Source organism: Microbacterium alcoholitolerans (assembly GCF_050408615.1).
In the GTDB taxonomy this organism is placed as follows: domain Bacteria; phylum Actinomycetota; class Actinomycetes; order Actinomycetales; family Microbacteriaceae; genus Microbacterium.
This window is the reverse complement of the sequence record NZ_JBNTKD010000001.1, coordinates 19,799-34,024: the sequence shown is the minus strand read 5'-3', so window position 1 is coordinate 34,024 and position 14,226 is coordinate 19,799. Positions and strand designations below refer to the sequence as shown.

The 14,226-nt window shown below is 65.1% G+C and carries 17 protein-coding genes and 1 tRNA gene; 11 read left to right on the top strand and 7 right to left on the bottom strand.

Going from position 1 to position 14,226, the window contains the following annotated elements; all coding sequences use genetic code 11:
• The first annotated feature begins 3 nt into the window (after positions 1 to 3).
• Complete coding sequence (locus ACQUSX_RS00195; protein WP_428904967.1) at positions 4 to 1,038, top strand: TIGR03842 family LLM class F420-dependent oxidoreductase; 1,035 nt, start codon at positions 4 to 6, stop codon at positions 1,036 to 1,038.
• Between the two features lie 69 nt (positions 1,039 to 1,107).
• Positions 1,108 to 1,341 (top strand): hypothetical protein, encoded by a 234-nt coding sequence (locus ACQUSX_RS00190; RefSeq protein ID WP_428904966.1) that lies wholly within the window; start codon positions 1,108 to 1,110, stop codon positions 1,339 to 1,341.
• 42 nt (positions 1,342 to 1,383) lie between these two features.
• Here the strand turns inward: ACQUSX_RS00190 and msrA are convergent, their stop codons facing one another.
• From msrA to ACQUSX_RS00170, 4 genes are all read right to left on the bottom strand, one after another.
• Positions 1,384 to 1,938, bottom strand: a complete 555-nt coding sequence (gene msrA, locus ACQUSX_RS00185; RefSeq protein WP_428904965.1) for a peptide-methionine (S)-S-oxide reductase MsrA — start codon at positions 1,936 to 1,938, stop codon at positions 1,384 to 1,386.
• A gap of 96 nt (positions 1,939 to 2,034) precedes the next feature.
• On the bottom strand, positions 2,035 to 2,829 hold the full coding sequence (locus ACQUSX_RS00180) for an ABC transporter permease (protein ID WP_428904964.1): 795 nt from the start codon (positions 2,827 to 2,829) through the stop codon (positions 2,035 to 2,037).
• Positions 2,826 to 3,587 (bottom strand): ABC transporter ATP-binding protein, encoded by a 762-nt coding sequence (locus ACQUSX_RS00175; protein WP_428904963.1) that lies wholly within the window; start codon positions 3,585 to 3,587, stop codon positions 2,826 to 2,828. Before ACQUSX_RS00175 ends, ACQUSX_RS00180 begins: the two co-directional genes overlap by 4 nt.
• The gene (locus ACQUSX_RS00170) at positions 3,584 to 3,943 is read right to left on the bottom strand and encodes a hypothetical protein (protein WP_428904962.1); all 360 of its coding nucleotides are present in this window, start codon (positions 3,941 to 3,943) and stop codon (positions 3,584 to 3,586) included. Before ACQUSX_RS00170 ends, ACQUSX_RS00175 begins: the two co-directional genes overlap by 4 nt.
• 92 nt (positions 3,944 to 4,035) lie before the next feature.
• On the opposite strand from ACQUSX_RS00170, the gene ACQUSX_RS00165 reads away from it, so the two are divergent.
• From ACQUSX_RS00165 to ACQUSX_RS00150, 4 genes are all read left to right on the top strand, one after another.
• Positions 4,036 to 4,578 carry a helix-turn-helix domain-containing protein gene (locus tag ACQUSX_RS00165; RefSeq protein ID WP_428904961.1) on the top strand — a complete coding sequence of 181 codons (543 nt, stop codon included), beginning with the start codon at positions 4,036 to 4,038 and terminating at the stop codon, positions 4,576 to 4,578.
• Positions 4,575 to 5,318, top strand: coding sequence for a phosphotransferase enzyme family protein (locus tag ACQUSX_RS00160; RefSeq protein WP_428904960.1), 744 nt, complete (start codon positions 4,575 to 4,577; stop codon positions 5,316 to 5,318). Before ACQUSX_RS00165 ends, ACQUSX_RS00160 begins: the two co-directional genes overlap by 4 nt.
• Entirely contained in the window at positions 5,315 to 5,737 is a 423-nt protein-coding gene (locus ACQUSX_RS00155) for a DUF3224 domain-containing protein (RefSeq protein ID WP_428904959.1), read from the top strand. Before ACQUSX_RS00160 ends, ACQUSX_RS00155 begins: the two co-directional genes overlap by 4 nt.
• A gap of 71 nt (positions 5,738 to 5,808) precedes the next feature.
• Positions 5,809 to 6,207, top strand: a complete 399-nt coding sequence (locus ACQUSX_RS00150) for a VOC family protein (protein ID WP_428907558.1) — start codon at positions 5,809 to 5,811, stop codon at positions 6,205 to 6,207.
• Between the two features lie 49 nt (positions 6,208 to 6,256).
• Here ACQUSX_RS00150 and ACQUSX_RS00145 read toward each other — a convergent pair whose 3' ends face one another.
• On the bottom strand, positions 6,257 to 6,766 hold the full coding sequence (locus tag ACQUSX_RS00145; RefSeq protein ID WP_428904958.1) for a hypothetical protein: 510 nt from the start codon (positions 6,764 to 6,766) through the stop codon (positions 6,257 to 6,259).
• Between the two features lie 1,188 nt (positions 6,767 to 7,954).
• Between ACQUSX_RS00145 and ACQUSX_RS00140 the strand changes: the two genes are divergently transcribed.
• Positions 7,955 to 9,409, top strand: coding sequence for an SIR2 family protein (locus ACQUSX_RS00140; RefSeq protein ID WP_428904957.1), 1,455 nt, complete (start codon positions 7,955 to 7,957; stop codon positions 9,407 to 9,409).
• Between the two features lie 207 nt (positions 9,410 to 9,616).
• Here ACQUSX_RS00140 and ACQUSX_RS00135 read toward each other — a convergent pair whose 3' ends face one another.
• The gene (locus tag ACQUSX_RS00135; RefSeq protein WP_428904956.1) at positions 9,617 to 10,297 is read right to left on the bottom strand and encodes a hypothetical protein; all 681 of its coding nucleotides are present in this window, start codon (positions 10,295 to 10,297) and stop codon (positions 9,617 to 9,619) included.
• 88 nt (positions 10,298 to 10,385) lie between these two features.
• Between ACQUSX_RS00135 and ACQUSX_RS00130 the strand changes: the two genes are divergently transcribed.
• Both ACQUSX_RS00130 and ACQUSX_RS00125 read left to right on the top strand, forming a co-directional pair.
• Positions 10,386 to 11,225, top strand: coding sequence for a hypothetical protein (locus tag ACQUSX_RS00130; protein WP_428904955.1), 840 nt, complete (start codon positions 10,386 to 10,388; stop codon positions 11,223 to 11,225).
• Positions 11,226 to 11,276: 51 nt separating this feature from the next.
• Positions 11,277 to 12,458 (top strand): hypothetical protein, encoded by a 1,182-nt coding sequence (locus tag ACQUSX_RS00125; RefSeq protein WP_428904954.1) that lies wholly within the window; start codon positions 11,277 to 11,279, stop codon positions 12,456 to 12,458.
• Between the two features lie 475 nt (positions 12,459 to 12,933).
• Here ACQUSX_RS00125 and ACQUSX_RS00120 read toward each other — a convergent pair.
• Positions 12,934 to 13,007, bottom strand: a tRNA-Pro gene (locus tag ACQUSX_RS00120).
• A 145-nt stretch (positions 13,008 to 13,152) separates the two neighbouring features.
• Here ACQUSX_RS00120 and ACQUSX_RS00115 point away from each other — a divergent pair.
• Both ACQUSX_RS00115 and ACQUSX_RS00110 read left to right on the top strand, forming a co-directional pair.
• Positions 13,153 to 13,737, top strand: coding sequence for a GNAT family N-acetyltransferase (locus ACQUSX_RS00115; RefSeq protein ID WP_428904953.1), 585 nt, complete (start codon positions 13,153 to 13,155; stop codon positions 13,735 to 13,737).
• A gap of 31 nt (positions 13,738 to 13,768) precedes the next feature.
• A complete protein-coding gene (locus ACQUSX_RS00110; RefSeq protein ID WP_428904952.1) occupies positions 13,769 to 14,221 on the top strand; it encodes a hypothetical protein in 453 nt (150 codons plus the stop codon).
• The last annotated feature ends 5 nt before the right edge of the window (positions 14,222 to 14,226 follow it).

Here is a 14,226-nt window from a genome sequence, read left to right as displayed (position 1 = left end):
GCCATGGACTTCGGTGTGGTCCTGCAGACCAATCCGCCTGCCGCTCGCGTCGTGCAACTGGCCCAGCTCGCCGAGGCGCACGGCTTCGGTCACGTGTGGACCTTCGACTCCCATCTGCTGTGGGAGGAGCCCTACGTCATCCACTCCGCGATCCTCGCGAACACGCACCGCGTGAGCGTCGGGCCGTTCGTTACGAATCCCGCCACCCGGGACTGGACGGTGACAGCATCCGTCTTCGCAACACTCAACGAGATGTACGGCAACCGCACCGTATGCGGGATCGGCCGGGGCGATTCGGCGGTGCGCGTCACCGGCGGCAGGCCGACCACGCTGCGCGAGCTGCGCGACGCGATCCACGTGATCCGCGAACTCGGCAATTCGCGCGCCGTGGAGTACAACGGCACGACGCTGCAGTTCCCATGGAGTCACGGGTCATCGCTGGAGGTGTGGGTGGCCGCCTACGGTCCGCTCGCGCTGAAGCTCGCGGGTGAGGTCGGCGACGGGTTCATCCTGCAGCTGGCCGATGTCGACATCGCGGCGTGGATGATCAGGACCGTGCGGGATGCCGCGGAAGCGGCCGGCCGCGATCCGGACTCTCTGTCGTTCTGCGTCGCAGCTCCGATGTACATCGGCGACGACACGACGCACATGCGCGAGCAGTGCCGCTGGTTCGGCGGAATGGTCGGCAATCACGTCGCCGACATCGTCGCGAAGTACGGTCAGGGCGCGGATTCGCCGGGCGGCGGCGTCGTGCCCGAGGCGCTGACCTCGTACATCGCGGGCCGGACCGGCTACGACTACAACACCCACGGGAAGGCCGACAACGATCACGTCGACTTCGTGCCCGATGAGATCGTCGACCGCTTCTGCGTGCTCGGGTCGGCCGAGGAGCACATCGCCAAGCTCACGCAGTTGAAGGACCTGGGAGTGACGCAGTTCGCGGGCTACCTGCAGCACGATTCGAAGGAGGAGACCCTGCGGGTGTACGGCGAGACGGTGATCCCCGCGCTGCGCGAGCATGTCACGGCGAAGCGCTAGATCATACTCGCGGCAGCGCGCTGCGTCACGGCCCTACCGTGTGAGGAGCGGCTCGGGTTTACTCGCGCCATGACTACTGACAAGCATCACGACGCATCCGCAGACATGGACGAGGTCTCCGACGGGTCGAAGCAGAATCCCCCGCCGGCCCAGGAGGCGGCGCCGGACGGCCAGTTCGACGATCAGCGCATGCCCACCACCGACGGCGAACCCGCCGACGACAACTCCGCCGCCAGCGCCGGCGCCGAATCCCCGGAAGAGGGCGACGCCGCGATGGAGGCCGCGGAAGAGGCGACCGAGTAGAGCACGGAGCCTGGGTCAGGCTGTTGGGTCAGGCTGCCTGGGTCAGGCGCTCTCGGTCTCGCGCTTGGGCAGCACCCAGTCCGGGCGGACGAAGTGGCAGGTGTAGCCGTTCGGGTAGTTGATCAGGTAGTCCTGATGCTCGGGCTCGGCCTCCCAGAACGGACCCGACGGCTCGATCGTGGTGACGACCTTTCCGGGCCACAGCCCTGAGGCATCCACATCGGCGATCGTGTCGCGCGCCACCTGCTCCTGCTCGATGCTGAGCGGGAAGATCGCGGAGCGGTAACTGGTCCCGATGTCGTTGCCCTGCCGGTTCATGGTCGAGGGGTCGTGTACCTGGAAGAAGAACGCCAGAATGTCGCGGAACGTGGTCTTCGCCGGATCGAACACGATCTCGATCGCCTCGGCGTGGCCCGGGTGGTTGCGGTAGGTGGCGTGGTCGTTCTCACCACCGGTGTAGCCCACGCGGGTGGAGAGCACGCCGGTCTGCTTGCGGACCAGGTCTTCCAGCCCCCAGAAGCATCCGCCGGCCAGGACGGCCGTCTCCGTGCCGGGGCTGCGCGTGACAGCGCCGGTGTCGTCGATTCCACTGGTCATGTTGTCTCCTCCTCGGACCGCTCGGGCGGCATGTCCATTCTCTCGCTGTTCGGGCCCGGCGGCTCCCGCTGTTCGACGTCGCCCGCTTTCCGATCGTCAGCGGAGGTCGCGACGGAGAGGAACGATCACCGCCACGAGGCCTGCGACGCCGGCATAGGCGAGCAGGATGACTGCACCCATCGCGGGCGAGGCGAGCGAAGCGGAGCCGAGAGAGGTCTGCTCGGCCATCGCGTCTGTGAGGAACGAGAAGCTCGTCAGTGACGCCGTCGCCCCGCCGGGGAGGAACGGGTACACGGCGTTCACGCCGGGGATCATCATGAGCACGAACTCGAGCAGGTAGAAGTATCCGAGCACGATGGCGATCGCGATGAGCTGGCTGCGGGCGAGCGCTCCGATGCTCACCCCGAGCACCATGTACACGGCGGCCGCGAGTGCCAGCTGGATCAGCGGCAGCACGATCTCGCCGATCGGGACCGGGATCGATACTCCGCGCGCCGCGGCTCCCGCGAAGAGTGCCGCGCCGGATGCCACCGAGCAGACGATCCCGTACGTCAGGCCGAGAAGCGTGTAGACGACGAGCTTCGCGCCGAGCACCCGCCCGCGTCTCGGCACGGCGAGGAACGTCGTGCCGATGGTCCGGTGCCGGTACTCCGAGGTCACGGCGATGGTGCCGATGAGCGCGGGGACGAACAGCATCACAGTGGGGAGTCCGAGGACGATCGCGACACCGTCCGCAGTGTCGAGACCCGGCATCGGCGGGGTCGCGTTCTCGGGCCCGATGAAGGCGAGCGCGTCCGTCAGCAGGGCGCCGCAGGCCGCCGCGAGGAGGACCGTCCAGAGGACGAGACGAAGAGATGAGAGCTTGATGAGTTCGCCGCGGATCACGTTCACTGCGACACCCCTTCCTGTGTGGCGCGGACCTGCGTGGCTTCCTGCGTGGCGTCTTCGTGTGTGGCGCGGAGGAACACGTCTTCGAGCGAGTCCCCGCTGGAGCGGATCTCGGCGAGCGTCCCGGTTCGCGTCACTCGCCCGCGGTCGATGAGCACCACGTCGTCGGCGGTCTGCTCCACTTCACCGAGAACGTGGCTGGACACCAGGACCGTGCGGCCCGAGGCGGCGAAGTGGCGCAGGAACGTCCTCAGCCAGACGATTCCCGCGGGGTCCAGTCCGTTGGAGGGCTCGTCGAGCACGAGGATCTCCGGGTCGCCGAGCAGCGCGGTCGCGAGCGCGAGGCGCTGGCGCATCCCGGTCGAGAACGCGCCGATGCGCCGATCGGCGAAGGCGGTGGCTCCGGTCTGCTCGAGCACCGCGTCGACGCGCGCCGGGGAGAGCCCGGACAGCGCGCTGTACGTGCGGAGGTGCTGCCTGGCAGTCATCCTCGGGTGGGCGCCGGCGATGTCGACCACCGCGCCGATGAGTCGGGCGGGGTGCGGGTGATCCCGGTACGGCTTGCCGTGTACGAGCGCTGTTCCTGCGGACGGGCGCATCAGGCCCAGCAGGATGCGCAGTGTGGTGGTCTTCCCGGCGCCGTTCGGCCCGAGGAACCCCGTCACACGGCCGGCGGCCGCACCGAATGTCGCGTCCGTCACGGCGGCGAAGGCGCCGAATCGCTTGCCGAGGCCGTGGATCTCGATCGCTGTGTGGCTCATCGTGCGACGCCTCCCTGTATCGCGTGTGCGATGCGCTCTGCGTCGACGGAGCTGAGCAGGATCTCATCGAACCCGGTCTCGTTCCGATTCGTGCGGAGCCGCAGCAGTGGCATCCCCCGCCTCATCGACACCAATCGCCGCATCCCGGAGGGTTGCGTGAAGGTGCCGAGTTTGCGATACCCGGACACGACGAGTCCGGAGCGCATGCCGAGGATCTCCGAGGTCCAGCCGGGCTCGACCCGAGCCGACAGGATCGCGCGTGCCGGTACGTGAAAGGAGCTCCGGCCGACCATCGCGGCTTCCCAACCCGGGAAATGGATGTCGACTCCTTCCGGCCCGTAGTTCGTCTGTGTCATCGCGCTCACCTCTGCTTCAGTGCTGATCTGCTTCAATAGTTGATATCTCGATGAGAACATTATCAGAGTGATAATGGTTAGGTGAAGAGCCCATGACTGAAGAGCGTCCGATCGCGGATATCGTGCTCCACCCCGTGCGCATGAAGATCATTCAGCAACTCGGGGGGCGCAGCATGACGACGACCGAGCTGCGCGAAGCGCTGCCCGAGGTGAAGCAGGCCACTCTATACCGGCATGTTGCGGCGCTGCTCGAGGCCGACATCCTCGCCGTCGTCGAGGAGCGGCAGGTGCGCGGTGCCGTCGAGCGCACGCTCGCGCTGGGTGAGCGGATGGCGCACGTGGGTCAAGGCGAGCTGCAGGCGATGGATGCTGTGCAGCTGCGCTCGGCATTCGCGATGTTCGTCAGCGGCCTCTCGAACGACTTCGAGGAGCTGCTCGAAGACGACCGCACGGAGATGCGCGGACTCCTCGGGTTCTCGCGTGCGCCGCTCTATCTCGACGCTCAAGACCTTGAGCAGCTGCAGTCGGAGTTCATGCAGGTGCTCACCCCTTACCTGCAGCCACGCAGGGACGGACAGCACCGCATCAGCCTCGCCACTGTTCTCATCCCCGAAATCGATGGAAGGAATCCATGAACGACATGCAGCAGGTGATGGCAGGAGGGAACATGAACGCCGTCGTGCGGGACGGTGACACAGTCCGGCGCATAGGCGGCGAGTGGACGCCGACCGTGCATCGCTACCTGCGCTACCTCCGTCGCGGCGGAGTCGACTGGGGTCCGGAGCCACTCGGCTTCGACGGCACGCATGAAACGCTGAGCTTCATCGACGGCATCGTCCCCGCTTATCCCCTGCCGAGCTGGGTCTGGACGGACGCCGTGCTCGAGCAGGGAGCGCGGATGCTGCGCCGGCTCCACGACGCATCGATCGGGTTCCCGCTCGACGAGGCAACTTGGCAGTCTACGACCAAGGCGCCGATCGAGGTGATCTGCCACAACGACTTCTCGCCGCACAATCTCGCCTTCCGCGACGGCGCGATCATCGGCGCGATCGACTTCGACATGTGCTCCCCGGGCCCGCGCATCTGGGATATCGCGTACTACGCCACGCGCATGGTGCCGCTCACCGGCGAGCCACCGCGCGGCGCCCCGTCGGGAGCCGACGTGCCACGACGGATCCAGCTGCTGCTGGATGCCTACGGGCCGGATGCAGGCAGCATCCCGCTCACTGTCGAGGCCGTGATGCAGGTGGCGATCCGCCGGCTCTACGGACTCGCCGAGTTCTCGCGCGAGAAGGCCGTCGAACTGAACAAACCCGAGCTGCGCCTCGAAGCCGACGAGTACGAGCGCGATGCCGAATTCCTCTCGAGAAAGTGACCACCACCATGCACGCATCTGGAACATTCACTGTGGCGGCATTCGCCCCCGTCGACCCGCCCCTGGACACCGGAGTGGAGACTGCTGTCTCCGTGGCGGTCGTGAGGATGGAGAAGCATTTCACGGGAGAGGTGGCGGGACGTTCGACCACGGTGTTCACGTATGCACTGGACCACGGCACCGAGATCGGCGGCTACGTCGCGATGGAGTCCTTCGACGGAGTGCTCGGCGGGCGGTCGGGCACGTTCAATTTCTCACATTCGGCGACGACGGTCGGTGAGGACCGGAGCGATGAATCGTTCACGATCATCCCGTCCAGCGGCGCCGGGGAGCTGGCCGGGATCTCGGGCAGCGGCGGCATCGCCGTCGATGCGGACGGCACCCATCGCATCTGGTTCGACTACCGTCTGCCTGAGTGAGCGGATCCGTCGGCGGGCAGCTGCATGAATACCCGTGGACGGCGCGCGATCCGAGGCGGATCATTGTCTACATGTCCTCCTTCTATTCCACTCAGACCTTCAGCAGTTTCAGCGTCGACGACATCGACGCTGCACGCGCCTTCTACGGCGAGACGCTCGGAATGGTGGTCTCGACCAACCCGATGGGGTTCCTCGACATTCACTTGCCCCAGGGCGGCTCGATCTTCGTCTACTCCAAACCGGATCACACGCCGGCGAGCTTCACGATCCTGAACTTCAGCGTTCCCGATGTCGAAGCCGCGGTCGACGATCTCAATGCCCGCGGCATCGTCACCAAGATCTACACCGACCCTGACCTCGACACCGACGAGCGGGGCATCGCACATGCCGGCCCCGACGGCGGGCCGAGCATCGCCTGGTTCAAGGATCCGGCCGGCAATGTGCTGGCTGTCATGGAGGCTATGGAGTGAGCAGGGGCGGGGCGCCCGCATGGCCGCCGGCGGGGTTTTGCCAGACGTACTAGGCCACAGGACTGTCCACCCGCTGGCTATACGAGCGCACAGCGATCAGCACGAAGAACGTGACGAGCAGTCCGATGCCGATCGGCAGCGCGCCTCCCGAGAACACGGAGAACAGCACAAACTGGTGGAGAGCGATCCACTCGATCCACATCCCGCTCACGAGCTGGAGTCCCAGGGTCAGAAGCGCTCGTGCGAGGATCACCCAGGCAACGCTGATGAGCAGAGGCAGCGCCCTGAGCGCGAGCCTGGCATTCTCGTTGCTGCTGCGCCCGAGCCTCCATCCTGCAGGAAGCGCCACAGCCAGCGCGACCAGTAAGCAGAACACTCCGATGGCGACTGCGATCCCCTCTTCACCGATGTTGTCGGCGCGTGGGGCGGAGCTCTCGAAGCCCGAGAAGCTCCCCATCATGAACAACGCAGCCAGTGCGGTCGCCGCGCCGACTCCGGTCCACGTGATAGCCCGGTCGAGGCGGGTGGGCTCGTCCGTCTGCGCGACGCTGTCCATCATGAGCCCACAGTAGCCAGACCCGAGCACGATTGGCACTGCCTCGCCAGAAGGCCGCCAAGGCCTACTACGGCAGAGCTTCCCAAACGGAGCGGACCTTAACGGCCGCCCACTCGGAGGTCATCGCGGAGGTCGAGGAGCGCCGGCGCAAGGCGCTGCACGCCGGGATCCGGAAGGCCGCTTAGTCCGCGACGGTCGTGCGCCATGTGGACTGAACGTGGACTGGCCCGGTTTCAGCCCTTCCCCAAGGAACGACAAGAGCCGCGGATGTCCACCTAGTTCCGCGCTTCCACGTGGTTTCTGGTCGGGCTGCATCCCCACAGCGCCCTTCACGCACCGCTCGCTATCGAGATCGGCTCGCCCTCCAGCGCACGCGGCGCGCGGAGCCTCTCGGCGCTGCGTGGCCCCGCTTGACGAGCGCGACTAAACGCAGGGCTGACAGGATTTGAAGACCGGAAAACGACCGGATCCTCCAAGGGGTCGCAGGTTCACCGCCGATCGACTCGAGAACTCGCGGATTCCCTTGTGTTTACAGGGAACCGGGCGGTTCGCTTAGTACGAGTGTAGCCGGTTGGTGGCGGGTCGTGGCGGGTAATTTCGGTGGGTTTCTGATGAGTCGAGCCTCGGACTCGCGCCAAGAACAATTGACGGGCTCGAGCGGGATCCGGATCGAGTAGCGGATCACTAGTCGGTGGCCGGCGCGCACGATCTCAAGCTGCGTGGACTCGTTCGGGTTCAGGAGGTTGACAGACGCCTCAGCGCGTTTGGAAGCCTCGACCCGACGAAGCGTCGGTGGCCGGGCTCATAGGGAGCCGCTATCGCGCAAAGCATCGAGCGGTGCATACGTGCACTAGACGCCACGCACGACTCGTTCTGTCCGTGCAATGACAGCCCAGGGCTCACGACGCGATTCCGCGCACGCTCAGCCACCGTCATTAGGGCGGGGCGGCCAGCTGCATCTTTTGTCCAGAAGGTTGCTTCGCGCCGTTTGACGAGCGTGCCGCTACGGCGCGGCATCAGCCACCAGGTGAGTGAGCGAATCATCCCGCGAGTAGAGCGCTGCCGAGCGAATGTCCTCCGACACGATCTCGTCGAGCGACGTACAAACGGGCCAGGCTGACCCTCTCCTCCCGAACGGAATATGAGGTATGGATAGATAGTCCTCTTCACTCCTAGCCGAATGGCTCCATCGTGTCGCTTGCATCCGCTCCGTTCCATGAAGGTTGCGCCGTTTGTGGTAGTCACTACGCCGTCGACCTGCCTGATGACCTCGTTGAAGCGGCCCGTCGCAGAGAGCTTGTGGTGTTCGCGGGCGCTGGCATCAGCACTGAGAAGCCAGGACTCTTCCCGGAAACGTTCTACGAAGAAATCGAGGCTAGGTTGCGGGAGACCGCATCAGGTGATCCGTTTCCCGCAGTGATGCAGGACTTCGAGGATCAGTTCGGGCGCGGCGAGTTGATCCGCACCCTGCTCGAGCGGCTCGATTACGTTTCGACGTTTCAGTCGCTACAGAATCACACCACCGCGTTTCATCAAGAGATCGCAACCATTTCGCAACTAGATGCCATATTCACGACGAACTGGGATGACTTCTTCGAGCGGTTCTCCGGCGCGCGGCCGTTCGTCCTGGATGAGGACTTCGCCTTCTTTGACGTCCCCGGGCGGCGTGTGATGAAGCTCCACGGCTCGATCTCGAACCTATCGAGCATCGTCGCCACGTCCGACGACTATCGGAGGCGCGAGGCGGATCTTGCACAGTCAGTGATGGGAGCGAAGCTGCGTGACTACCTGTCCACGCGGACCATCGTGTTCGTTGGATACTCCCTCTCGGACTCCGACTTTCAGAATATCTACCACAACGTGATCGAACGGATGGGGCGGCTCCGGCGGCGTGCCTACCTCGTCACACCAGTCGATCCGGCAGTTTCGCCGACCATCGAGTTGACCCACCTCAAGACCGATGGCGGCCACTTCGCTCACCTCCTAAAAAAGGATCTCGAAGCGACGGGCCAACATGTCCCAGATGTGCGGCTCGCGCGAGCGGAATGGCTACATCGAGTGATCCTCGACGCTCACACCGCATCGGAGGTACTCCTAACCCAGAAAGGCACCCTTGGTGCCTTCACACAGTCGTATCAAGACGGGATGCTTGCCGCGTTGGGGAGAATGCGCCTCCTAAAGCATCGGGGGGTCTACTCAGATCCGCGGGCCGTAGAGGAGGTCGTTCACTCGTACGGGCACCACTTCGTCACCGCCGTCGAGCGGCGGCGCTATTTTGACGCCAGCTATGTCGAGGGGTACATGATCGCGACTCGCTGCCTGCTACTCGACGACGATGACCTAAAGCGAGTGCCAATCGTTGCGACGTTCAGGGACTCAGCATATCGATCAAGGCGCCCCGACCCCCACAGAGTCCTGGAGTCACCATGGTGGATGTCGATCGAAGATGCGAGCCTGCACCAGTACCTCGAAGCGGCGCACGACTCATCGGGCCCACCAACCCAGTGGCTGATTGATCGATCTACTGACGCCGCGTCACGGGCGAAGCGTTCGCCCGGGCTGGCGTCAGAGCACTCTGAGATCATGGCAACGCTGAGGCCGGGCCAGGTGCCGCAGCACTCGGAATTCCTCGACGGCGTGCTGTAAAACGTACTACCCACTCGGATGTAGGCGGTGCGGTGGCTCTGGCACGCGCGTCGTCCGAGTCAGCTGGCGCGAGATCACGCAGGTGAGCGCAGGCAAAGCTCAACGCCTGGCTTCGCGCTCGTGCCCTCACACATGTTGACCCTATCGGGACCGTCATTCGTCCAGGTAACCGGTGCGCGGCTCCCTTCCCGAGGGCCGAGATCTTCCTCAGGAGCGAGGTGAGCGGCTCCGGTTCACTGCCGTCTCGTCAACTGTCACCATCCCAAGCTCCTCGAGGCCCATCAAGTACTCGGTCCCGCGCTCGCTCAGCTCAGATGCGACCGCGGTCTGCGCCTCGGCGAGGCGCGAATCGATGTCCTCCATCTGCGACTCGCACATCCTTACCATCTGCAACGCACGCGCACGAGAGAGCCGCGCGAGACTCGCGTGCTGCGTCCCCACTCCCTCGACGCAAAGTTCCCCGTCAGTCTCACCGCTGATTATCGCGAGCACCACCGCCTGCTCGAACGCGTTCACCGAATGCGCGATGTACTTGTTTCGCATCGCGATCAGATAGTCGTGGGCTAAGCGGTCGTCAGCGTCGTAGAGTGCGGCTGAAGCTCTCGCTGAGTGTCGCAAACCCGTGGTGCTGAATGCGCGACCGTACATGGCTACCGCTGCTATCCACAGCGCCTGGTGGGGCGAGCCCGGCTCGACTTCGCTCCTGGGAAGCCCCGCGAACGTCGAGATGAACTGGTGCGCCATCTCAAAGTCTCTTCGAAGGCTCGCGAGGTCGGCAAGTATCAGGGCCGGAGGACCTCCACTGGTCACTTTGACGACGCGTTGACCCGGCTGTAGGCCCATCACCCGGCGAACCCGGTCCCGGCCCGCCTCTGCTTCTTCGCTCACGGTCAGTACCGTACGCGAGCGTCATTGCGCACGCTAATCGACCGGCCCACGGGCGGCATACTCGATCGGAAGGCGCTCACAGACTCCGATGCCGCGCACCCTCAGTAAGATCCGCGGCATGCCAGAATCTGTTAGCAACCTCGAGCCGCTCATACCTCCGCACGAACCCGCGTCGGAGGCGCTCATCACGGTTGCAGGGATCGCTCTCGACGCAATTCCTATTGTCGGACCGATGGGCGCCCGTGCCCTTGACCACGCACTCGCCACGCGCGACCGAGAGCGTCGCTCGGAGTTTGATCACGCGGTGATCACTGAACTGCGGCGGCAAGCGGATTCGTCGCTCACTGTCGGTGACGTCATTGCCTCCGACGACTTTCTCGCCGCCCTGGCCCGCGGGCAGCGAGTTGCTGCCGAGACAACAAGCGCACTCAAGCGGAACCGCCTCGTCGCGGCAGTGGCAAACACAATCACCGCCCAAACACTGTCTGCTCACGAGCGCAGCAGCTTCTGGCAATACGTCGAGCGTTACGAAGATCTGCACATCTGGCTCTTGAGTTTCTTCTCTAGTCCGATCGAGTGGCTCGACGCTCACGGACTGAGCGCAGCCCATGAACGCATCGTGGGTGGCGCTATCGCGGAGCCGCTTTCTGCCGCTCTCGGTTTCGATCCTCGATTGGCTCCTGCTGTGCGCGATGCCATCGAAGAACTACAGCGGGACATGATGCTCGGAGTTTTCGACCTCAACACCGTCCGAAGCGAACGCGGGCAGTTCAACTCGCAGACCACCGACCGCGGACGCCGCTTTCTGGCGTTCCTCCTCGAGAACGAACCTCATTCACTGGACGCGCCGGAGCGACCTCGCGGCACGCCCTGTTGGTCCATGCCCGCGCGGACCGCCTCGCGGGCGGCAAGCTGGGCGGGCGCTTAGCCGGGAGCACCTGACCGAGCGCGGCAGGTGTTGAAGGATACGATCGTCATCGTGACTGTGCCCAAAGACTCGCCCATCTGGTTCGGCATTGGCTGCTACTCGTTCGAAGCTCCCGGCGAGGACCTGTTGCTGATGCAGAACCGCAAGGGCTCCTACAACGTGTATCGGTGGGCTGAAGACGTTGAAGCAGCGCTAAAGATGCTCCCTAGTCTCGATAACATCACGCTCGAAGGGTTCCGCTACGTCCGAGGCGACCACAAACCGACGTGGTGCGACAACTTCGCCCTGATGATGCGCGAGGACTCGACTGATGGGGGACGGCATGAGGGTGGAGACCTGAAGCCTCACCCGTCGTCGGGACGTATCCGCTTCACGGTCACCATCCCGCAGCACGTCCAACAGTCAGTGCTGCCCCTCGCAGAGTCGTACAAGGGCACCGTGTTCGAGGTCGATATCTGGTACGGCGATGGCATGCCGGTGGCGTTCGTGCGAAGCGTCGAGCGCACCGATGACCCGGCTATCGGCGTTGCCATCGTCCGTGAATTCCTGCGCTCCGAGTTCGAGCAGCGCGTGAACGCCAACAGCCCCATCCGGTTCGTCTTCATGGGGCCGAGCCCGATGTGGACGCAGTGCGCGGTCGGCCCGCCCAAAGAGGGCGCAGAACAGCCGTTGGAAGTCACCCGCCACGATGCTGTGAGGTACGAGTTCGCCGCGTTCACACTCCAGAAGACTGTCGAGATTGCGACCACAGCAGACGCTTACGAGGCTGTGAAGCGCACGCTTGAGGAGCCAGTGGGGCGATACTACGACTTGGTGTCGCAGACCACTCTGCTGCGCAGCCATCGACGCTTCATCGAGTTCGCGTTGGAAGATCTCGTGGAGGCGCATCGCTCGCGCAGCTTCCGCGCCTGGTCGAAGCGACTGTTTCGAGGCGGCACTGACGTGAACGACCTCATGCTGGAAGTCCTCGCCGCTGATGTCGAGCGGCAGCGTGTAGAGGCGTTCGCTGCGGACAGATGGGCGGGCAGCGAGGACGCAGCGAGCGCCTTCGGTGATCTTTGGGAGCGGGAGGGCTCCAATCAGAACTACACGGATCACGTGAAGTCAGTGGCCGAGATGCTTGGCGCTCGTCAGTCCCGGTCGATTGAACTTATGACCGTGCTCGGAGCCTCGCTACTTGGTGGCGTAGCGGGCGCGGCGCTCACCGCGCTCGTGCAGGCAGCTCAAGGCTGATGCGTACTGCTGTGCAGCTCCCAAGACAGGATTGAGACTGGCTGTGCAGCTAGCAGCGTGGGACGTTGTGACAGCAGCGGCTCCAAGCCCCAGGGGTTGCCGGTAGGGCTGTGTTCGGTGTCCATACCGAACAGGTGCGTCCTGCTCCCACCCACGAACCGGGAGCAACCGGCACGGTCGCTCCCCTACCGGAGCGCGGCGGCCCCAGCGGGCCGTGAGCGCGTCAAAGTGATGGGTTTCCGATGGCCGGATCACATCTCACCAACTAGAAAGTCCCGGAAACCTTGAGTTTCCGGGACCTCTCGGTCGGGCTGCGTCCCCACAGCGCCCTCCACGCGCCGCCCGTCACCGAGATCGGCTCGCCCTCCAGCGAAGCGCGGCGCGCGGAGCCTCTCGGCGCTGCGTGGCCCCGCTTTACGAACGCGAGTAAACGCCAAAGGGCCGATCCTGGCGGATCGACCCTTTGGCGTTTACGTCGGGCTGACAGGATTTGAACCTGCGACCCCTTGACCCCCAGTCAAGTGCGCTACCAAGCTGCGCCACAGCCCGTGGACGACCACGCTTTCGCGCGGGCAACTCCACTATCCTAGCCGACCCGAACAGCGCTCGCGAACCAGCTCGCTCGGGCGTGGCGCGCCCGAATCCGCCCGCACACCGTTGCCGATGTCGGTGCCTCGGCGTAGCCTTGCGGCCCATGGCGACGATCACGACGGAACCGGCCACCATCACCCGGTGGGACGACGTGCAGCACTCCCTCTCCGGCGGCGGCGACGGGCGCAGCTGCCAGTGCATCTGGCCCATCGTGCGCAACAAGGACTGGCAGGCGACGAACTTCGACGAGAGAAGCAACATGCTCCACGACGAGATCGCCACCGGTCCCCCACCCGGACTCATCGCCTACATCGACGGCGAAGCCGCCGGATGGATCCGCGTCGGACCCCGCACCGACCAGCTGCGCATCGTGCACACGCGATCCATCACCGCCGCGACCACCGAGCCACTCGACGACGACTCCGTGTGGGCAGTCACCTGCTTCGTTGTCCGCCGAGAGCACCGCGGCAAGGGACTGAACGCGAAGCTGCTGCAGTCCGCGATCCAGTACGCTCGCGATTCCGGCGCCCGGATGCTCGAGGCGTATCCGGTCGACACCACGCGCGGCATGCACCGTGTGAACGACCTGTTCCACGGAGCGGTCTCGACCTTCCTGACCGCGGGCTTCGAGCGGGGCCCTGCGATCTCCGGCGGTCGCGTCCTCGTGACGCGCCCGCTCAGCGACTGATCCCCCGCCGCCTGCGCGCTACGGTGACGCTATGAGCACCGTGCATCCGATCATCGAAGACCCGCAGCTCGGCCCACTGACGCGCGCCGAGACGACGCTCGACGACGGCGACACGGTCACCCACGACTGGTACGCGGGCAGCTTGGGCGTCGGCGATCACGAAGTCGAACTGATGATCGACGGCTCCGACCCCGCCACCATCGAGCGGCTCCTCCCCCGCGCACGCGCGGTCATCGCCGAGCTCGACAGCATCCGACGTCGAGCGACGAATGCCATCATCACCCACTTCAGCGACGGCGAACCCACCGCCGGTGACCTCGACGAGGGCGCCGCAGACCTGCAGCTCGACGCGATCGAGACGACCACCGACGAGACGGTCCTGCACTTCACCGATTCATGCGGCGAGCACTTCCCCGACGGCTACTGGCCGGCAGTCCACATCGACACCGAGGGCGGCGTGGCCGAGGTCACCGTCGAGTCCTGAATACG